This is a genomic window from Mesorhizobium sp. WSM3626 (assembly GCF_000513935.1).
In the GTDB taxonomy this organism is placed as follows: domain Bacteria; phylum Pseudomonadota; class Alphaproteobacteria; order Rhizobiales; family Rhizobiaceae; genus Mesorhizobium; species Mesorhizobium salmacidum.
In genome coordinates, this window is sequence record NZ_AZUY01000002.1 from 162,817 (window position 1) to 181,556 (window position 18,740).

At 63.5% G+C, this 18,740-nt stretch carries 25 protein-coding genes and 1 pseudogene; 11 read left to right on the forward strand and 15 right to left on the reverse strand.

Features of this window, described 5'->3' with window-relative positions; all coding sequences use genetic code 11:
* Positions 1-62 precede the first annotated feature (62 nt).
* Positions 63-962, reverse strand: coding sequence for a polyprenyl synthetase family protein (locus M653_RS0102480; RefSeq protein ID WP_027141867.1), 900 nt, complete (start codon positions 960-962; stop codon positions 63-65).
* 96 nt (positions 963-1,058) lie between these two features.
* Between M653_RS0102480 and M653_RS0102485 the strand changes: the two genes are divergently transcribed.
* The 3 genes from M653_RS0102485 to M653_RS0102495 all read left to right on the forward strand — a co-directional run bounded on the left by M653_RS0102485 (position 1,059) and on the right by M653_RS0102495 (position 2,795).
* A complete protein-coding gene (locus tag M653_RS0102485; protein ID WP_027141868.1) occupies positions 1,059-1,820 on the forward strand; it encodes a transglycosylase domain-containing protein in 762 nt (253 codons plus the stop codon).
* Between the two features lie 140 nt (positions 1,821-1,960).
* Positions 1,961-2,143: a 50S ribosomal protein L32 gene (gene rpmF, locus M653_RS0102490; protein ID WP_008834724.1), complete on the forward strand. Its 183-nt coding sequence runs from the start codon at positions 1,961-1,963 to the stop codon at positions 2,141-2,143.
* A 250-nt stretch (positions 2,144-2,393) separates the two neighbouring features.
* Positions 2,394-2,795, forward strand: a complete 402-nt coding sequence (locus M653_RS0102495; RefSeq protein WP_027141869.1) for a hypothetical protein — start codon at positions 2,394-2,396, stop codon at positions 2,793-2,795.
* A 3-nt stretch (positions 2,796-2,798) separates the two neighbouring features.
* Here M653_RS0102495 and M653_RS0102500 read toward each other — a convergent pair whose 3' ends face one another.
* The 3 genes from M653_RS0102500 to M653_RS0102510 form a co-directional block, all read right to left on the reverse strand.
* The gene (locus M653_RS0102500) at positions 2,799-3,230 is read right to left on the reverse strand and encodes a heme-binding protein (protein ID WP_027141870.1); all 432 of its coding nucleotides are present in this window, start codon (positions 3,228-3,230) and stop codon (positions 2,799-2,801) included.
* 164 nt (positions 3,231-3,394) lie between these two features.
* Entirely contained in the window at positions 3,395-3,628 is a 234-nt protein-coding gene (locus M653_RS0102505; RefSeq protein WP_027141871.1) for a hypothetical protein, read from the reverse strand.
* 76 nt (positions 3,629-3,704) lie between these two features.
* A complete protein-coding gene (locus M653_RS0102510; protein WP_027141872.1) occupies positions 3,705-4,226 on the reverse strand; it encodes a helix-turn-helix domain-containing protein in 522 nt (173 codons plus the stop codon).
* 91 nt (positions 4,227-4,317) lie between these two features.
* Here M653_RS0102510 and M653_RS0102515 point away from each other — a divergent pair, with 91 nt between their 5' ends.
* The 3 genes from M653_RS0102515 (at position 4,318) to M653_RS0102525 (ending at position 6,228) form a co-directional block, all read left to right on the forward strand.
* Positions 4,318-5,154, forward strand: a complete 837-nt coding sequence (locus M653_RS0102515; RefSeq protein WP_027141873.1) for an alpha/beta hydrolase — start codon at positions 4,318-4,320, stop codon at positions 5,152-5,154.
* 88 nt (positions 5,155-5,242) lie between these two features.
* A complete protein-coding gene (locus tag M653_RS0102520) occupies positions 5,243-5,899 on the forward strand; it encodes a glutathione S-transferase family protein (protein ID WP_027141874.1) in 657 nt (218 codons plus the stop codon).
* A 5-nt stretch (positions 5,900-5,904) separates the two neighbouring features.
* Positions 5,905-6,228 carry a metalloregulator ArsR/SmtB family transcription factor gene (locus tag M653_RS0102525; RefSeq protein WP_027141875.1) on the forward strand — a complete coding sequence of 108 codons (324 nt, stop codon included), beginning with the start codon at positions 5,905-5,907 and terminating at the stop codon, positions 6,226-6,228.
* A gap of 125 nt (positions 6,229-6,353) precedes the next feature.
* Here the strand turns inward: M653_RS0102525 and M653_RS0102530 are convergent, their stop codons facing one another.
* The 3 genes and pseudogenes from M653_RS0102530 to M653_RS0102540 all read right to left on the reverse strand — a co-directional run bounded on the left by M653_RS0102530 (position 6,354) and on the right by M653_RS0102540 (position 8,177).
* Entirely contained in the window at positions 6,354-6,617 is a 264-nt protein-coding gene (locus tag M653_RS0102530) for a metalloregulator ArsR/SmtB family transcription factor (RefSeq protein ID WP_010911936.1), read from the reverse strand.
* A 31-nt stretch (positions 6,618-6,648) separates the two neighbouring features.
* Positions 6,649-7,908, reverse strand: a pseudogene (locus M653_RS0102535) (MFS transporter); the annotation flags it as partial.
* Positions 7,909-7,982: 74 nt separating this feature from the next.
* Positions 7,983-8,177 carry a DUF1192 domain-containing protein gene (locus M653_RS0102540; protein WP_027141877.1) on the reverse strand — a complete coding sequence of 65 codons (195 nt, stop codon included), beginning with the start codon at positions 8,175-8,177 and terminating at the stop codon, positions 7,983-7,985.
* Positions 8,178-8,299: 122 nt separating this feature from the next.
* On the opposite strand from M653_RS0102540, the gene M653_RS0102545 reads away from it, so the two are divergent.
* The 3 genes from M653_RS0102545 (at position 8,300) to M653_RS0102560 (ending at position 10,615) form a co-directional block, all read left to right on the forward strand.
* On the forward strand, positions 8,300-9,310 hold the full coding sequence (locus M653_RS0102545; RefSeq protein WP_027141878.1) for an NAD(P)H-quinone oxidoreductase: 1,011 nt from the start codon (positions 8,300-8,302) through the stop codon (positions 9,308-9,310).
* Positions 9,311-9,489: 179 nt separating this feature from the next.
* Positions 9,490-9,630, forward strand: coding sequence for a DUF1127 domain-containing protein (locus M653_RS1000000135235; protein ID WP_064987068.1), 141 nt, complete (start codon positions 9,490-9,492; stop codon positions 9,628-9,630).
* A 289-nt stretch (positions 9,631-9,919) separates the two neighbouring features.
* Positions 9,920-10,615 (forward strand): DUF1013 domain-containing protein, encoded by a 696-nt coding sequence (locus tag M653_RS0102560; protein ID WP_015315358.1) that lies wholly within the window; start codon positions 9,920-9,922, stop codon positions 10,613-10,615.
* 170 nt (positions 10,616-10,785) lie between these two features.
* Here M653_RS0102560 and M653_RS0102565 read toward each other — a convergent pair whose 3' ends face one another.
* From M653_RS0102565 to M653_RS1000000135240, 4 genes are all read right to left on the reverse strand, one after another.
* Positions 10,786-11,505 (reverse strand): YafY family protein, encoded by a 720-nt coding sequence (locus M653_RS0102565; protein WP_013529238.1) that lies wholly within the window; start codon positions 11,503-11,505, stop codon positions 10,786-10,788.
* Between the two features lie 72 nt (positions 11,506-11,577).
* Complete coding sequence (locus M653_RS0102570) at positions 11,578-11,976, reverse strand: hypothetical protein (protein WP_027141879.1); 399 nt, start codon at positions 11,974-11,976, stop codon at positions 11,578-11,580.
* Between the two features lie 66 nt (positions 11,977-12,042).
* Positions 12,043-12,633: a DJ-1/PfpI family protein gene (locus tag M653_RS0102575; protein ID WP_027141880.1), complete on the reverse strand. Its 591-nt coding sequence runs from the start codon at positions 12,631-12,633 to the stop codon at positions 12,043-12,045.
* Between the two features lie 84 nt (positions 12,634-12,717).
* Positions 12,718-12,885, reverse strand: coding sequence for a hypothetical protein (locus M653_RS1000000135240; protein WP_084636364.1), 168 nt, complete (start codon positions 12,883-12,885; stop codon positions 12,718-12,720).
* 266 nt (positions 12,886-13,151) lie between these two features.
* On the opposite strand from M653_RS1000000135240, the gene M653_RS0102585 reads away from it, so the two are divergent.
* A complete protein-coding gene (locus M653_RS0102585) occupies positions 13,152-14,105 on the forward strand; it encodes a ring-cleaving dioxygenase (protein WP_027141881.1) in 954 nt (317 codons plus the stop codon).
* Between the two features lie 98 nt (positions 14,106-14,203).
* Positions 14,204-14,383, forward strand: coding sequence for a hypothetical protein (locus tag M653_RS01000000131985; RefSeq protein ID WP_032934938.1), 180 nt, complete (start codon positions 14,204-14,206; stop codon positions 14,381-14,383).
* A gap of 25 nt (positions 14,384-14,408) precedes the next feature.
* Here the strand turns inward: M653_RS01000000131985 and M653_RS0102595 are convergent, their stop codons facing one another.
* From M653_RS0102595 to M653_RS0102610, 4 genes are all read right to left on the reverse strand, one after another.
* On the reverse strand, positions 14,409-15,122 hold the full coding sequence (locus M653_RS0102595) for an SGNH/GDSL hydrolase family protein (protein WP_027141882.1): 714 nt from the start codon (positions 15,120-15,122) through the stop codon (positions 14,409-14,411).
* 187 nt (positions 15,123-15,309) lie between these two features.
* On the reverse strand, positions 15,310-16,047 hold the full coding sequence (locus tag M653_RS0102600; RefSeq protein WP_027141883.1) for a thioredoxin family protein: 738 nt from the start codon (positions 16,045-16,047) through the stop codon (positions 15,310-15,312).
* Between the two features lie 178 nt (positions 16,048-16,225).
* Positions 16,226-17,251 (reverse strand): class I fructose-bisphosphate aldolase, encoded by a 1,026-nt coding sequence (locus M653_RS0102605; protein WP_027141884.1) that lies wholly within the window; start codon positions 17,249-17,251, stop codon positions 16,226-16,228.
* Between the two features lie 148 nt (positions 17,252-17,399).
* The gene (locus M653_RS0102610) at positions 17,400-18,596 is read right to left on the reverse strand and encodes a phosphoglycerate kinase (RefSeq protein WP_027141885.1); all 1,197 of its coding nucleotides are present in this window, start codon (positions 18,594-18,596) and stop codon (positions 17,400-17,402) included.
* Positions 18,597-18,740: the final 144 nt, after the last annotated feature.

Below are 18,740 nucleotides of genomic sequence, written 5' to 3' on the forward strand. Positions count from 1 at the left end.
TTACATTAAGATTTCGTTGGCACAACCACAGGTGCAAAGCGCAACCCGATATGGGCCTTCCGTCAGCTGTTGCGGGTTGCCACGAAGGTCGCGGCGGCCTTCAGCAGGGCCGCCTTTTCGCCATAGGGTTCGAGCAGCGCGTGCGCCTGGCCGACAAGACCGTCGAGCTGCCTGCGTGCCCAATCCGCGCCGTGCAAGGCAACCAGCGTCCCCTTGCCCGCGGCGGCATCCTTGCCGGTCGCCTTGCCCATCTGCCTGGCGTCGGCCGTCAGGTCCAGCAGGTCGTCGGCGAGTTGGAAGGCAAGGCCGATCGCCGACCCGAACTCGGCCAGCCTTTCCCGGTCATCGGACTGTGCGCCGGCCAGGATTGCACCCGCCTCGCAGGCGAAGCGGATCAACGCGCCGGTCTTCATCGCCTGCAGCCGGATGATGCCGGCCTCGTCCGGTCGCACCAGCTCGGCTTCGAGATCAAGCTTCTGGCCGCCGACCATGCCACCGGCCCCGGCGGCGCGGGCCAGCGCCAGCACCAGCGCGCACCGCCGCTCGGCCGGCAGCGCGGTCGCTTCGCCGGCGAGAATATCGAAGGCGAGCGTCAGCAGTGCGTCGCCGGCCAGGATGGCGGTGGCCTCGTCAAAGGCTTTGTGCACGGTCGGCTGGCCGCGGCGCAGGTCATCATCGTCCATTGCCGGCAGGTCATCATGGATCAGCGAATAGCAATGCACGCATTCGAGTGCCGCCGCGACGCGCAGTGCCGCTTCACCGTCGGCGGAAAACAGTGCCGCGCTTTCCATGACTAGGAAGGGGCGAAGGCGCTTGCCGCCGTTCAGCACGCCATGCCGCATCGCCGCCATCAGGCGATCGGGCCGCGCGATCTCGCCCGATAGCGGGCGGTCGTCGAGCAACCGGCGCAGCATCACCTCGGCGGCGGCCGCGCGCCTGATGAGCGCCATTTCGAACGCCATTTCGTCCTCATTCGTCATGGCCGGGACCGGTAGCCGACACTCAGACGTTGCGCAAGAAGGCAAGCGCCATTATGCCGGAGCAAGGAGAGGTGCGGGTTGGGCGGCTTGGCGGAACCGATCGTCGATCATGAGACCGAAAAGCTGGACATGGCGACGAGATCGCGAGGCTTGAACCGTCGCAGTCTCAGGCGCTGGGTCCGGCGCGGCATCGTCGTGGCCGCCGTGCTGGCGCTTATCCCGGTGGTGCTGACCTTTCTCTACCTGCCGTTCTTCGTGCATCCGGTATCGACGCTGATGCTGAAGGACCTTGCAACCTTCTCCGGCTACGACCGGCGCTGGGTTTCCATTGATGACGTGGCACCCGTGCTCGCCCATTCGGTCATCATGTCGGAGGATGGGCAGTTCTGTTTCCACCGCGGCGTCGATCTCGGCGAGCTCAGGGGCGTCGTCGACGATGCGCTGGCCGGCGAGGCGACACGCGGCGCCTCGACCATCACCATGCAGACGGTGAAGAACCTCTTCCTCTGGTCACGGCCGCTGGGCAGCGTGCGCAAGATCGTCGAACTGCCGCTGGCCGTCTATTTCGACGCGGTGATGTCGAAACGGCGCATCATGGAGATCTATCTCAACATCGCCGAATGGGGGCCGGGCATCTACGGCATCGAGGCGGCGGCGCAGCACCATTTCGGCATTTCCGCAAAGCAGTTGTCGCGCCGGCAGGCGGCCCTTCTCGCCGTCACTCTGCCAAACCCGATCGCCCGCAATCCGGCAAAACCCGGACCGGGCCTCAGACGGCTTGCCAACCTGATCGAGCGGCGCGCCGGGCGCTCGGGCGCTTATGTCGGCTGTCTGGACTAGCCGGTACAAAAAAGATTCACCGCAGTGCTGGCCAAAACGGTGTCAGGCGTGTATAGGCACCCGACTTTCTCAGATTTAGGCCCCGACATGGCCCTTTCACGAGGGCGGGCGGGCTTTTGACCATGTAGTGGAGCATATCCATGGCCGTTCCGAAACGCAAAACCTCTCCGTCCAAGCGCGGCATGCGCCGCTCGGCCGACGCCCTCAAGGCCCCGACCTATGTCGAGGACAAGAATTCCGGCGAAATGCGCCGCCCGCACCACATCGACCTGAAGACCGGCATGTACCGTGGTCGCCAGGTGCTGACGCCCAAGGAAAGCTGAGCCCAGCTTTTTTTCGAAGGTTAGAGTTGCAAAAGACCGGCCTCTGGCTGGTCTTTTTGCGTTTGGTGCGGCGTGCGCGCCGGCTACTTCAAGCGCCGAGTTTTCGTCTCTCGTTTTCAAGTCGGCCGGGCAAACGGCTGACATGGTTGTTGCGTCCGGTCTTCGACCGTGTTTGCGGCCGTGCACGAAAAATCTTGACGCCGTGCCTGTGGAGCATTCTACAGAAGGTGCCCCCATATGGAGACGCCAGATGTTCGGTGCCGTCCCGCTTTTGATCGTGCCTTTCGTGCTCTACAATCTCGGCCTGCTCGGTATATTCGGCGGCGGCGACGATCCGTGGGCGAGCGAGATATTCTCGTTCCGCATGATGTCGGGCGGGGTGTTCTCGATGACGCTCGGCGACCTGATCGTGCTGATCGGGCTGATCTTCCTGTTCCTCGAAATGGTGAAGTCGGCGCGCACGACCACGGCCTCGATCATGGACCATCTTCTGTCGACGCTTGTCTTCGTCGCTTTCCTGGTCGAGTTCCTGCTGGTGAAGGGTGCCGCCCACTCCATCTTCTTCACGCTGATGATCATCGCGCTGTTCGACGTGCTGGCCGGGTTCGCGGTGTCGATGCGGTCGGCCAGCCGCGACATCAATTTGAATTGAGGCTCAGCCCGGGTCAGCGGTGAAGCCGGCGGCTTCAATGCCGGCAATCGCGGCTGCCTCGTCATTGTCTGACGTGTCGCCGGAAATACCGACGGCGCCGATGATGATGCCGCCTTTGTCGCGGATCAGCACGCCGCCGACGACCGGCAGCACGCGTCCCCCCGACACGTCGGAAATGCCGGCAACCAGATGCGGACGTTCCTTGGCGAAGGCCTCGACCTTGCGCGAGCCCATGCCGATGGCCAGCGCGCCATAGGCCTTGCCTGCCGACATTTGCGGGCGCAGGAACGAAGCGCCGTCCTGGCGCTGGAAGGCGACCAGGTGCCCGCCGGCGTCGAGCACCGAGACGCCGAGCGGCTTGAGCTTGAGATCGGCGCCCCTGGCGAAAGCGGCGTTGATGATCTCGACGGCCTTTTCGAGCGATAGTGCGGTCATGGCGATCTCCTGTTGAACAGCCCAATCATCGGCGACCAGCCGGACGAGGCAATCCCGGTTTCGGTTGAAATTGCTTCCTGTGAAGCCGCGGGATCAAGGCGCGCCTGTCCGACGGCGTCACGACTGCTCGATTCAAGGCGAGGAATTGGCGGAAAGGCGGGGCGTTACTTTTTCTTGGCGCGGGCCGGCTTCTTGGCGGGGACGGCAGGCGTGTTGGCTAGATCTTCGGCTTCCTTGGCGAGCCGCAGCGCTCGCAGCTTGTCGGTCTTGGCCTTACGGGCGTCGCTCTCGGCGACGTATTCGGCCATGGCCTTCTGACGGACCGTCGCTGCCTCTTCCTGCTTCTTGAAGCGTAGATCGGCACGCGCGCGGGCAGTATCCCTAGAGTTCTCAACCAAGAGTCTATCCAATCCCGTCACGTGTGATTTCCGTCCCTTGTAGCAGAGCCGGCCTTTCAACGGGGAAAATAGTTGATCAGCCGGCCGGGCTGGCGTTGAGCGCCTTTTCGGCAACGACCGCTTCATAGGCGGCCCGCAGCGTCGCGCGGACAGAGGGGCCGGGCGCTGTATCGAGGGGTGTGCCGAGGTGCTCATGGCGCAACTCGGCCATGAATTTCTCCCACATTGGCGGTCCGCCCTTTTCCAGGAGTTCGGCGCGGATCGAAAGTTCCTCGCTGGTCGGCAGCCAGACGCGGCCCCAGGCGCCGAGATGGGCCAGGATGGGCACCAGCGTGATAGCCATCTCGGTCAGGCTGTAGATCGCCTTCTGCTTGTGCGAAGGATCGTCCGCCTTGGTCAGCATGCCGAGCTCCATCAGCCGCTTCAACCGGTCGGCGAGGATGTTGGAGGCAATGCCTTCCATCGACCCGTTGAGCAGTTCACGAAAATGGCGCCTGCCGCCAAAAATCATGTCGCGCAGGATGATCAGGCTCCAGCGGTCGCCGAACACCTCCAGCGAGAGGTTGATCGGGCAGCCGGACCGGCGATCGAGGGTCATTCCATTTTCTCACAAAACCGGTTGCATTATCGCATCGGTTTCATTATCGTGCAACCGATTGCAAAATGCAAGCAGAGGAGGAGGCCATGAGATGACAACCAAAGACCGTCCGGAGATCATATCCGAGACCTTCGGCGATCCGGCGGATCCGGCACTGCTGCTTATCATGGGCGCTATGGCCTCGATGCTTTGGTGGCCGGAGGTGTTTTGCCGGAAGCTGGCGGATGCCGGCCTATACGTGATCCGCTACGACAATCGCGACACCGGCCGGTCGACCAAATATCCGGTGGGACAGCCGCCCTATACTTTCGACGACATGGCCGAGGACGCAATTGCCGTTCTCGACAGCCACGGCATCGGCAAGGCGCATGTCGTCGGCATGTCGATGGGTGGCATGATCGCGCAACTCGTCGCGCTCAAGCACCCCTCCCGTGTCGCATCGCTGACGGTGATCAGCAGTTCGCCCGTGGGGACCGACACTTCGCATTTGCCGCAGACGACCGACGCCTATTTGGAGCATTCGGCCGATGGGGCCAAAGTCGATTGGGCGGACCGCCGCCAGGTCATCGATTTCATGGTCAGGGATGCGCGGGCAATCGCCAGCACTGCCCATCCGTTCGATGAGGAGGGGATGAGAGCGTTCATCGAACGGGATTATATCAGGTCCGGCGGCTTCCTGAGCGCCACCAATCATTTCATGCTCAAGGGCACGGATCAGTGGAAGGGTCGCCTGCACGAGATGAAAGCGCCATTGCTGGTCATCCACGGCACGTCGGATCCGATCTTTCCGGTCGAGCATGGCGAGGCCCTGGCCCAAGCTGTTGCCGGCGCGAAACTCCTTCGCGTCGAAGGCGGCGGTCACGAACTGCATCCGGATGACTGGCCTGACATGGAAGCCGCCATCGTCGCGCACGTCCGATCCAGCTGAGACTTCGCGGGTCAGCCTTGATGAGCAGGCTCACCGAAATAGTTAAGCGGATGATTCAGTATTGCCGCAGAAACAGACGAGTACAAGAATGTCCCTGACGCTGCATTTCCATCCGCTGGCCTCCTTCTGCTGGAAGCCGCTGATCGCCCTCTACGAGAACGCCACGCCTTTTTCGCCGGTCATTGTCGATCTCGGCGACGAGCAATCGCGCGCGGCCTTCCTGAAGGTTTCGCCGACCGGCAAGATGCCGGCGCTGCGCGACGACGCGCGTGACCGTACGGTGCTGGAATCAACCATTGTCGTGGAATATCTGGCCGCGCACTATCCGGGACCGGTCGACCTCGTGCCCGCCGACATCGACCTGGCGCTGGCGGTCCGCCAGGCCGACCGCTTCTATGATTTCTACGTGCAGGAGCCGATGCAGAAGATCGTCGGCGACAGGTTGCGGCCGCTGGACAAGACCGATCCATTCGGTGTCGAGCAGGCGCGCGGCCAGTTGCGCAATTCCTACGCCATCATCGAAAAAGAGATGCGGTCGAGAGAATGGGCTGTGGGCGATGCCTTCACCATGGCCGATTGCGCGGCGTCTCCGGCGCTCTTCTACGCCAACAAGGTCGAGCCGTTCGGCGACAAATATCCTGCCGTGAAGCGCTATCACGACCGCCTGCTGCAGCGCGCCGCCTTCATCAGGGTGATCGAGGAGGCGCAGCCCTATTTCAAGCTCTTCCCCTACAACAACGGCTGATCGCGATGCTGCATGATCCCGCCCAGCTCGACCTGATGTTTCAGGTGCTCGCCGATCCGGCGCGGCGGCAGATGGTCGACCGGCTGTCACGCGGCCCCGCCTCGGTGAGCCAGTTGGCCGAGCCGCTGGCCATGTCGCTGTCGGCGGTCGTCCAGCACCTCAATCTCCTGGAGGCGAGCGGCCTCGTGCGTACGCAGAAGGTCGGGGGGGTGCGCACTTGCCAGATCGAGCCGAAGGCACTGCGAGCGGCCGAGCACTGGATCAACGAGCGGCGCCTCTCATGGGAACGCCGGCTGGATCGGCTCGGTGACTTCCTGGCCGAGAGCTAGACAGGGCGGGTACCGCGGCTAAAGCGCGTCGCGTCGAAAAGGATACTTGCGACCCGCCTTAGGTCTTTGCCCGATGCATGTCGCGCAAAACCGAGATCACTTTGCGCGACATGCATTAGAAATAATCAGGCTTCCCAGAATTGATCGAGCCAGATGTTGAGTCTCAGGAAGCCGGCATTGCTCACTGTATAGACACGCCTCGTGCCTTCAGCCTTGGCGTTGACCAGTCCGGCATCGAGCAACACTTTCAGATGCTGTGACACGGCCGGACGGGAGACCGGCAGCCCGGCCGCCAATTCGTTGACGGTCTTCGGACCGCGTCGAAGTTCTTCCAGAAGATGGCGCCGATTGGGGTCGGCGATCGCCATGAAGGCGTCGGAAAACATCATGCCTCATTTGTGAGGCAAAGTTTTTCAAATCTCAACTGTTTGCTTCTGCTTTTCTTCTCGGATCGAGCCGCAATGCTTCGGGGGTCACCGAACGGTCGGCCGGCTGCGTCTTGAAGGCATCGCGATCCTCGATCGGCACCGGAGCGCGGCGGCTGATGCGCAGCAGCGTATAGCCTGCCAGGGACAGATGCGCCAAGGCGGTCGCCAGGAACAGGCCCTCCGGGCGCATCCAGCTCATCAGGGCCGCCGCCAGCAAAGGCCCGATCATGGTGCCAAAGCCGTAAAGCAGCAGCAGGCCGCCCGATACCTTGACGAAATCCTCGGAGCGCGCGTGGTCGTTGGCATGCGCCACGGCAATCGAATAGAGCGTGTAGGCGAAAGCGCCATAGGCGGCGGTGAAGATGAGGACGAAGACTGCGGAGCGCGGCTCGAACAGGAAGATGAGAAGCGCAAACAGCGCCGCGCCGAACGCGGCACCGGCCAGCACGAAACGCCGGTCGGTCTTGTCGGAGAGACGCCCGGCCGGAAGCTGCATGGCGGCACCGGCGACGACCACAAGGCTCATCATCAAGGCGATCTCGGCAGTAGGGATGCCGATGCGGGCTCCGTAAACCGCGCCAAGCGTGCCCCAGGCGCCATTGGCGATGCCGATCAAGAGGCAGGCAATCGCCGACACGGGAGAGTTGGCGTAGAGCCCCTTGATGTCGAGCTTGACGTCCTGCAGCGGCTTCGGATGCGAGGCCGTCGAGACCGCGGTCGGAATGAGCGACAGACAGAACAGGATGCCCGTGATCATGAACAGCGACGCCGATTTCACGTCGCCGCCGGCGACGATCATCTGTCCGCCCATGATCGAGGCATAGGTGACCATCATGTAGAGGCCGAAGACGGTGCCGCGGTTCTCGTTGGTGGCCTTCTCGTTCAGCCAGCTCTCAATGACCATGAAGGCGCCGGCCATGGTAAAACCGGTGAAGGCCCGCAGCAGGATCCAGACATACTCGTTGATGACAAGGCCCGTCAGCAGCGCCACGATGGCGCCGGACGCGGCAAAGGCGCCGAAGGCGCGCACATGTCCGGCGCGGCGCACGATGCGCGGCGCAAAGAAACAGCCGGTGACGAAGCCGCCGGCCCAGGCCGTGCCCATCAGGCCAAGCGACGCGGTCGAGAATCCTTCCACCTGGCCGCGCAGAGGCAACAGCAGCCCATGCAGTCCCGATGCCGCCAGAAGGAAGGCGGTGCCGCGAAGCAGGGAAAGGATCGGTCTGTAGGCTGCGAGCATTTTTTGATCCGGCTGGACTGGGAGGGACGCAGGTTTGAAGACAGTCGCATTCGGGCTTTTCGGCGGCGGGCGGTCACCTCAGCGAATTATCCGCGGCGAAACAGCGCCTCGGCGGCCGACTTGGTGTTGTCCTTGGTCTTCAGTTCGGCCTCCAGCCGGGCGATCTCGTCGCGCAGGATGCCGATGCGCTCGGACAGTTCACCGACGGAAAGCAGCGACAGGTCCTGCCCGATCTCGTGCGGGCGCGCCTTCTTTTTGGGTTCGTCGTCGAAGATCGCCATCGTTGCTCCTCCTCCGCCAGACCAGATTGGCCATTTGCCTGATTTGGCAATGAGCATACATAGGGCAGGGGTGTCGATGCAAACAGCCGGTAAGAGTGCGGCGAGGAAAGACGGGAAACTTCATGGCGAGCGGACAGAAAATTCCGGCACGGATGACGGCGATCGCGATCTCGGAGCCGGGCGGCCCCCGGGTGTTGAAGCCAGAAACGCGCGACGTGCCGCTGCCCGGCCCCGGAGAAATCCTGATCAAGGTCCATGCCGCCGGCGTCAACCGGCCCGATGTCCAGCAGCGCAAGGGCGCCTATCCGCCACCGCCCGGCGCATCGGACCTGCCGGGCCTCGAGGTGTCGGGAGAAGTGGCCGCTCTTGGCGACGAGATATCGCGCTGGCGCATCGGCGACCGGGTCTGCGCGCTCACGCCCGGCGGCGGCTATGCCGAATATGCTAGGGTTCATGCCGGCAGCGTTCTGCCGCTGCCGGCGGGTTTCACCCACACGGAAGCGGCGGCGGTGCCGGAGAACTACTTCACCGTCTGGCACAATGTGTTCGAGCGCGGCGGGCTGAAGAAGGGTGAGACACTGCTCGTCCATGGCGGCTCGTCCGGCATCGGCACCACGGCGATCCAGCTCGCCTCGGCCTTCGGCGCCTATGTCATCACCACCGCCGGATCCCAGGAGAAATGCGACGCCTGCCTGAAGCTCGGTGCCGACCGCGCGATCAATTACCGCGAGCAGGATTTCGTCGCCGCGGTCAAAGAGGCGACCGAAGGCCGGGGCGCCAACGTCATTCTCGACATGGTCGGTGGCGATTATATCCAGCGAAACTACGAGGCCGCCGCTGTCGAGGGCCGCATCGTGCAGATCGCCGTCCAGGCCGGCGCGGTGGCGAGCGCCGACTTTTCCAAGGTCATGGTCAAGCGGCTGACCCATACGGGTTCGACGCTGAGGCCGCGCAGCGTCGAATTCAAGGCTGCGATCGCGGCGGCGCTGGAGGCGCAGATCTGGCCTCTGCTGGGCACGCGCAAGGTGGCGCCCGTCATGGACATGATCTATCCGCTCACCGACGCCTGGCGCGCGCACGAGCGGATGGAGGAGGGCGATCATATCGGCAAGATCGTGCTCGACGTCGGTTAAACCGGCATCACCTCAATCGCGACACGTCCCCGGTGCGCGCCCTTGCTTACAAGATGAACAGAAGCTTAATGGTGCAATGCAGCATTTGCATCATTGCTATGCAAAATCGGCCGTTCAAGTCCTGCTCGATGATCACTATTTGAGCATCATCGAAACGAACCCAATTCAGGAGGACTACCATGAACCCGATCCGCGCTTTCCGTAACTGGCGCATGTACAACGAGACCGTTCGCGAACTGAACCGCCTCAACGCACGTCAGCTGAGCGACCTCGGCATCAACCGCGCCGACATTGAGAGGATCGCCCGCCAGGCGATCTGATTGCAAGCGCGGCCCCGCCGCAAGGCAGGGGTCGCAATGCAGAGCCGATGTAGACGCTTGTCGTCGCCGGTTCCGAACCCGCTGGACCCTGTCCGGCGGGTTTTGTCTTTTGGGAGCAGAATAGCGGCGGAGGCAAATCCCGCCTGCCAGTTCGCGGTTTCCGGCGAGCTTCTCCAAAAACGTTGCGAAACGGGCAGGGAACGGTTATACACACCGCGAATTTCCCATTTTTGGTGGCTCTAAACCACCGCCCGCGCGGGAACGCGGGCGAACGAGAAGGATTTTGCACATGGCCAATACGCTGCTGATGCCCAAGGCGACCGCCGTCTGGCTGGTCGACAATACCGCGCTTTCCTTCGAGCAGATCGCGCAGTTCTGCGGGCTGCATCCGCTCGAGGTCAAGGCGATCGCCGACGGCGAATCGGCGCAAGGCATCAAGGGCATGGACCCGATCATGACCGGACAGCTGACCCGCGACGAGATCGCGCGCGCCGAGAAAGACCCGAACCAGCGCCTGAAGCTTTCCGACCCCAAGGTGCGGGTGCCGGAATCCAAGCGCAAGGGGCCGCGCTACACGCCGCTGTCGAAGCGCCAGGACCGGCCGAACGCCATCCTGTGGCTGGTGCGCAACCATCCCGAACTCAAGGACGCACAGATTTCGCGCCTCGTCGGCACCACCAAATCGACGATCGAGCAAATCCGCGAACGCAAGCACTGGAATTCGGCCAACCTTCAGCCGATGGACCCGGTGACGCTGGGTCTCGCCTCGCAGATCGACCTCGACATGGAAGTCAACCGCGCCTCGCGTGGCCGCGAGCAGGCGCAACCGGTCGGTGACACGCTGCTGCCGGCGGCCTTGACCGAGCGGCTGGTGCCGGCGCCGGAGAAGCCGAAGGACGAGGATGCGGAGCTCGATGCCAACGCCGTGTTCGCCAAGCTGTCGGCGCTGAAGTCGAAGGATACCGACACGGACGACGAGGAATAGGCGTCGGCTCTTCCTTCTCCCCTTGTGGGAGAAGGTGGCCGAGCGAAGCTTGGTCGGATGAGGGGTGTTCCAGGGAACGCCGACGCCTCACTCCGCTGGAACACCCCTCAACCGTCTCGGCGCTGCGCGCCGATCCACCTTCTCCCACAAAGGGGAGAAGGAAGAAACCGTCAGCTTCGCGCCGCGCGGTCTGGCGCCATGCCGTAATCCTCGCTGCGCTCCACCGCCCGGTAGAAATCGGCAAGCTGCTTGCCGCGTTCCGGCTTGAAGATGCGCCCTGCGATGACCACCGAGGCGATGCGATCGATGCGGAAGGCGCGGAAATCATCGCGCATCTCGCACCAGGCGACCAGCGTCCACACCTTGCCCCAGAACCACAGGCCGAGCGGCCTGATATCGCGCGCGGTGCCGCGGCCGGCTTCGTCGGAGTAGTCGATGGTCAGCACCTGGCGCTTTTCGACCGCGCGTTCGATCAGGTCGATCGCCTCGCGGGCGGCGTCGCTGACCACCCACATCGGCGTGTGGATCTCGGTGCGGGCGATGCGGTCCTTTTCGGCATCGGGCAGCACGGCACCGATCTTGACCAGCGCCTCGTCGGCCGCCCGCGCCATGGCAGCGCCGCCAAAGGCGCGCACCATCCGGGCGCCGGCAACCAGCGCCACGATCTCGTCACGCGTGAACATCAGCGGCGGAAGGTCGAAACCCTCCCTCATCATGTAGCCAACGCCAGCTTCGCCATCGATCGGCACGCCCGTCGACTGCAGGTCGGCTATGTCGCGATAGATGGTTCGCTCGGAAACCTCGAGCCATGTGCCTAGCTTCTGGGCGGTGACCAGACGGCCACCACGCAGATGCTGCACGATCTGAAAGAGCCTGTCGGCGCGGCGCATCGTTTGCTTCCCCAGTGTTCTTCCCATGCATGCCGTGGCTCCCGGACCGAATCCACTTCCACGTGACATGCATTACGGTTTCAGCCCTTCGCACTTGCGCTGCGTGGCAACAAATTCCGCGCCGAAGGACAGTTTCCTCGTTGTCGGCGTCTTCGCATCGAGCACGCGCCAGAAGGGAGCGATGTCGCGGAGCGTCATGCCGCGCTCGAAATCCTCCTTGGCAGCCTCGGCGACCGTGCGCAGATGATAGCCTATGGTGACCGGGCATGTCACTTCGGCGCCGTGCTCGATGGCAAGCGCCGTGCGCAGCGCACGAACGTCCATCTCGAAGCCTTCAGGGATAGAGCGGATGAAATCATTGACCTGGCGCGCGGTCGGCACCAGAATCGGCTGGCCTTCGACGACGTCGCCCACCGTGGGCTTCACGCCGCTGATGCCAGGCGTATCCAGCCTGTCGTTCCAGTTCTTCATTGATCGTCCTCTCGGCCGGCCATGCGCATCATCCCACCATCGCACGCGCCTCCTGACAGCATACTGTCAGGAGGCTTCAGCATACTCCTTGGCGAAGAGCGTCCGCATCTGTGCGAGATCGCCGCCTTTTTCCGGGTAAAGCGTCTGCAGAAAGGCAAGGGCGAAAGTGCCGTGCGCCGAACCCGGCGCGGACACGATCCTGCCGTCGGCTACGGCATAAGGCACGTCCTGATAATTGCCCTCGCCGGCATAGCCGGTCTCGTGGTGCTTGATCCAGTCACGGCCATTGCTGGTATGCCTGGCATTCTCGAACATGCCGGCTCGAGCCAGCGCAAGCGTCCCGGCGCAAATCCCGCCAACGACACCGCCGCGCCTGGCGACGGCCGCCAGCAGTTCGGATATATCCGGCGGCGCCTTGCCCGCCCACTGGTCGGAACCGATGACGGCCACGGCATCGAGATCGGTATTCTCATCGACGCTGGCCGACCGGTCTGGTGTCAGCCGAAAACCGCTGATTCCGGTCACCGGCTTGCCTTCGGGCGTAACCGAGACGGCGCGAGCGACGAACCATTCGACCGCCGACGCCGCCAGCAGCCCATATTCCCAGTCGGCAAAACCCTCGATGAACAGAAAGCCGATTGTCTTCCGATCGGGCATAAGCTCGCTCCATCCCTCGCGCGCCGGACCTAATATCTGGGTGCTGACGCGTCAGCGTCCAACTGCTGCGTTGAAAATTTCGTCTCAATTGCCGTGATGGCGACGCTCGGCATACATGTCAGGCCAGCCGATATCCTTGCGAATGTCGGCGGGCAGCGCATTCATGAACCGCTGGGTCCGGATCTCGTTGCGCATCGTGCGGATCTTGCCGACATAATGCCGCATGCCGCGCAGAATGGTAAAACCGTTCATGACCAATCTCCTCTCTCTAGCTGGAGACAGTATCGCACACCCCTGCTGACAGCAGTCTGTCAGGAGGATGGCAGGTCGTGCGACGACAGTTCCGTTCTTGCCGTGACAGGTCATGCGGCTGCGCATCGTTCACCAGGATCAGGCTAATCGGGGCCGTATTGTTCATCGCCTGGTGACGAACTGTCGGGATAGGCGGCCTTCAGCGAGGTGACCGGAGTTCTGATATGAAAGGAGAAAATTCTTCCCCCAAAAACAGGGAGACGACCATGAGCTTGCAACTGACAGGAATTCACCATCTGACCGCCATCACCGCCAATGCGCCCGGCAATCTTCATTTCTACACGAAGGTGCTGGGGCTGCGGCTGGTCAAGAAAACGGTGAACCAGGACGATACCTCGGCCTACCATCTCTTTTATGCCGACGGCGAGGCAACGCCGGGTACCGACCTTACCTTCTTCGACTGGCCGGTCGGCCGCGAACGGCGTGGCACGCACAGCATCGCGCGGACCAGTCTCAGGGTCGGCAGCCGGGAGAGCCTTGCCTGGTGGAAGCAGAACCTTGCCAGCGAAGGCATCGCGACAGGAGAGATTGCCGATATCGGCGGTTACCCCAGCCTGGATTTCGAGGACCCCGAAGGCCAGCGCCTGCGGCTCGTCAGCGATGGCGGCGAGGGCGGCAGCCATCCCTGGGTGCAAAGCCCGGTGCCGGCCGAGCATCAGATCCGTGGGCTCGGGCCGATCGTGATCAGTGTCCCCGACATCACCAACACCGAGGCGGCGCTGACCGAGGTGATGAACATGCGCAAGGCGCGTGACTATGCCTCGCCGGACGGCGAGGGCCAGGTCCACGTCTTCGAGATGGGCGCAGGCGGGCCGGCGGCGGAGCTTCATGTGGCCGTGCAGCCTGGGCTGGCGCCCGCAAGGCAAGGCGCCGGTGCGGTTCACCACGTCGCCTTCAGGGCGCCGGACCAGGAGACGTTGCATCAATGGACGGCGCGCCTGGCCGAATTCCGGCTGCCGTCGAGCGGCGAGGTTGAGCGCTACTACTTCCGCTCGCTCTATTTCCGCGAGCCGAACGGCATCCTGTTCGAGATCGCCACCGACGGACCGGGGTTCACCGCCGATGAGCCGCTCGAGACGCTCGGCGAAAGCCTTGCCCTGCCGCCGTTCCTTGAGGCAAAACGCGCCTCGATCGAGGCCAGCCTCAAGCCGCTGAAATAGATCGCTGCGCGGTCAAGGCGGGCGCCGCGTTCCGGTTCGGGATCGCGGCGCCTTTTCTTTTCCGGAGACGGAACGAACCGCTTTGACAGGTGTCAGCGTTGCTGGTCAAAGGCTACATGACGAAACTCCTCGCCCTTGTCATTGTCGGGTTCATGGTGATTCAGATCATCAAGCCGCTCGGTTGGCCCGGGCTCAGGCGTCGCGGCGATTTCTGGAAATTGGCATTGCTCGCTATGGCGGCAATTTCGCTGGCGGCCGTGCTCGGGCATTTTACATAGGCCCTCGCGACACCTGCCGTCGGCTTCAGTCCGCAAGCACTGGGCCGACGAGATGTTCCGCCCAGGCCCGGTAACCGGCCTCCGAGGCATGAAACCCGTCGGAGGCAAAGCCGGCCTCGGGATTGGTGATCGGCAGGCGCGGCGCCGGCACCGCGCCGCGTTCCAGGCAGAGGCGTTCGCCCATCCGGTTCATCGCGGTGGCGCGGATCTCGAGGATCTTGCCGAGCAGCGACGGCATGGCCGGCGCACGCGTGAACTCCAGCACAGGCGACCATACCACGCGTGCTTCGGGCCATTTGGCGCGCAATGCATAGAGCAGGCCGCCGAACTCTCTCTTGAAACGCGGTACGGAATGAAAATTCTTGGTGTCGTTGGTGCCGATGGCAAGCACGATATGCGTCCAGGCATCGGCCGACAGATTGGGCAGGACATGGTCACGGATCTGGCCCGACGTCGCCGAATTGAAGCCGGCGGCACGCCAGCGCACAGCGCTGCCGGTGCGCTGCGCAATCATGACGGCAAGCTGCGCGGCAAGGCCGTTTTCGGAATTGCCGATGCCGACCGACGCGGCGGAGGAATCACCCAGCACCAGCAGCGAGATCGCCGGCTCGTTGCCAGCGAGATCGTGCATGACCGGGCCTTGCGCCGGCAGCATGCGCGAGGTGCGGCGGCGCACGCCCAATCCCTGCCAGACATAGACAGGGAAGGCGAGCCAAGTGAGGATGGTCGGAAAACCCATGGCAATACCGTGCAACAATCCGTGGCAGCCTTAGCGCATGTTTTGGCCGGCGTGAACGGATCCCTGCTTCATCGGCCCATGCCCTGGAGCGGCTCAGCGATTGGTAGAATCGCTGAACTGCTCTAACTCTTTGTTTTCACGCAATTCCGCAGGGGAAAGGCTACGCGCTTTCCTCTACGCGCTTGCGCTAGGGGCAGGCGTCGTCCTGCCGCGACCTGTTCCCATAGTCGTCGTGCAACCGCACCCAGTCCATCGAAGTCCCATAAGGACCGGTCTCGCCACGGCCTTTCGGCGCCATGTCGAGATATTGATAAGCGCCGATGAATTGCTCGCTGCCACGGGCGCGCGACATGAAGGTCAGAAAGATGTCGCCGGCTTCCTCCCTGTAGAAGACAGTGGTGCCGGGCAGGTCCTTCGACGTCGACACGGGTGTTTCGAAATTGTAGACGGCTTCGCCGGAGGCGATCTGCCTGTCGGTGAAGGAGACCTGCATGTCGAAGTTGAAGTCCGAGGCGTAAGAGGACACCCAGTCGAACTTCCAGCCCATGCGCTGCTTGTAAGGCAGCAGCTCGGCGAGCGGCGCGCGCGCGATCACGACAAGTGACACGTCGTGATGCCTGAGATGTTGGTTGGCGCCGTCGATGTGATCGGCGACGAAGGCACAGCTCTCGCAGTGATGCGTTGAGCCTGGCGCGAACACGAAGTGGTAGACGATCAACTGGCTGCGGCCGGCGAAGAGATCGGCCAGTTTCTTCGGTCCCTGTTCCGTCTCGAAGACATAATCCTTCCGCACCTTCAGCCAAGGTAGCTTCCGCCGCTCGGCCGCGATGCGTTCGCGAAGCCGCGTCAGTTCCTTCTCGCGGGCCAGATGTGCCTTATGGGCCTCGAACCATTCTTCGCGCGAAACGACCTTGTTGCGATGCATGAACTTCTCCCTGTCTGCATCCCAAGGACGTACGGGATGGGCGCAAGCCGACATCGCCGCTGCCAGGAATGCCCAGAGGAAATAAGAATGCGAATGCCTTGCCCCAAGGCCGGTGCGACAAAACGAAAAACCCGGGCATGTCGGCCCGGGTTTGAAGGGAAGGGACAGCAGGGGGTCTTCAGGCAGCCTGTTCCAGGCTCGCCTTCCATTTACCGAGCGCCGCCAGGTGGTTCATGTGGGCGCGGTGGGTGAAGGCGGCCTGGCCGGCGGCGACGTTCGAGGCCTTGCCGCTCCAGGCCTTCTGCGGGGCGGCCTGCAGCGCGCGGCCGTAGGAGAAGGTCAGCTTCCACGGATGCGGGCCGATGGCGTTGATGGCATTGAGGTTGGCGGTCGCCTCCTCGTCCTCCTGGCCGCCGGAAAGGAAGGCGATGCCCGGCACCGCCGCCGGCACCGTCTCGCGAAACAGTTTTATGGTCTTTGCCGCGACTTCCTCGGGGCTGTCCACCGTGCCCGACTTTTTGCCAGAGAGCACCATGTTGGGCTTCAGAATCGTACCTTCGAGCACGACACGGGCGGCATAGAGCTCGTCATAGAGCTTCGTCAGCGTGGCCTTCGAGACCTCGTAGCATGTGCCGATGTCGTGGGTGCCGTCCATCAACACTTCAGGCTCGACGATCGGCACGATGCCGGCTTCCTGGCAAAGGGCGGCATAGCGGGCGAGCGCATGGGTGTTCGCGCCGATCGAGGTGGCCGAGGGCACGCCCCTGGTCGTGTCGATGTCGATCACCGCGCGCCATTTGGCGAAGCGGGCGCCGAGCTTGTAATAGTCGGCCAGGCGCTCTCGCAACCCGTCGAGGCCCTCGGTGACGGTGTCGCCGGGAAAGCCGGCCAGCGGCTTGGCGCCGGCATCGACCTTGATGCCGGGAATGGCACCTGATGCCTTGATGATGTCGACCAGCGGCGTCCCGTCGGCGGCTTTCTGGCGGATGGTCTCGTCATAGAGGATGACGCCGGAAATGTACCTGGTCATCGCGTCCTTGGTGCGGAACATCATCTCGCGATAGTCGCGACGGCTGTCGGCGGTCGATTCGACGCCGATAACGTCGAAGCGCTTCTTGATGGTGCCGGAGCTTTCATCGGCGGCCAGCAGGCCCTTGCCGTTGGCCACGATCGCGGCGGCAATGTCTTCGAGACGTTCGCTCATCATGCTTCTCCTGAACCGGTTGATCTGCGCCTAGCAGAACACTACCGCCAAAGGAATGACGCCGGAAAGCTCGAATCGATTGAAAGTCGCCGGCGCCGCCGCCGGCTCTCCTCGAGTTGATCGGATTGTTGGCGAGCCGCCGAACGCCTCAGCGCTTGAGCACGTCGACGCCGGGCAACGGCTTGCTTTCCATCCACTCCAGGAAGGCGCCGCCGGCGGTCGAGACATAGGTGAAGTCGTCGGCGACACCGGCATGGTTGAGCGCCGCCACCGTATCGCCGCCGCCGGCGACCGAAACCAGCTTGCCGGCCTTTGTACGCGCGGCCGCATGCCTGGCCGCCGCCACCGTGGCGTGATCGAACGGCTCGATCTCGAAGGCGCCGAGCGGACCGTTCCAGACCAGCGTCGCCGCGCGGTCGATCCATTCGCCGATGGTCGTGACGGTCTTGGCGCCGACATCGAGGATCATGCCGTCGGCTGGCACGTCGGAGATGGCGACGGTTTCGCAGGCGGCACCCGCCTTGAATTCCTTGGCGACGACGCCGTCGACCGGCAGGATGATGGCGCAGCCGGCTTCGGCGGCCTCGATCATGATCTGCTTGGCGGTCGGGGCCAGGTCATGCTCGCACAGCGACTTGCCGACATCGGTGCCGCGCGCGGCGAGGAAGGTGTTGGCCATGCCGCCGCCGATGACCAGCGCGTCGACTTTCTTCACCAGGTTCATCAACAGGTCGATCTTGGTCGAGACCTTGGCGCCGCCGACGATGGCGACAACCGGACGCACAGGGTTGCCCAGTCCTTTCTCCAGCGCCTCAAGCTCGGCCTGCATGGTGCGGCCGGCGAAGGAGGGCAACAGGTGTGCCAGCCCTTCAGTCGAGGCATGAGCGCGGTGGGCGGCGGAAAAGGCATCGTTGACGAAGATGTCGCCATTGGCGGCGAGCCGTTCGGTAAAGGCGGGATCGTTCTTCTCCTCGGCCTTGTAGAAGCGGGTGTTTTCGAGCAGCAGCACGTCGCCCTTGTCCATGGCGGCGACAGCGCTTCCCGCCGTGTCGCCGACGCAATCGCTGGCGAAGCCGACGGGGCGGCCGAGCACCTGCGCGGTCGCCCTGGCGATAGGCTCCAGCGAGAATTCGGGCGAAGGACCATCCTTGGGTCGGCCGAAATGGGCGAGCAGGATGACCTTGGCGCCCTTGCCGGACAATTCGGCGATGGTCGGCGCGATGCGCTCGATGCGGGTGGCGTCGGTGACCTTGCCGTCGGCGACGGGAACGTTGAGGTCGACGCGCACCAGCACGCGCTTGCCGCTGATGTTGCCAATATCGTCCAGTGTCTTGAAGGCAGCCATGCCGGTCCCTTTCGTCTGAAAATCGCCGGGACCATACCCCGCATCGGCGGCGATGCAAGGCTTTGGCCGGGGTCGGATGCGAAATTTTTGAGACGGGCGGGGACACAGTCGGTGAAGACCGCCCGCCGTATGTCGGGGCGGTGC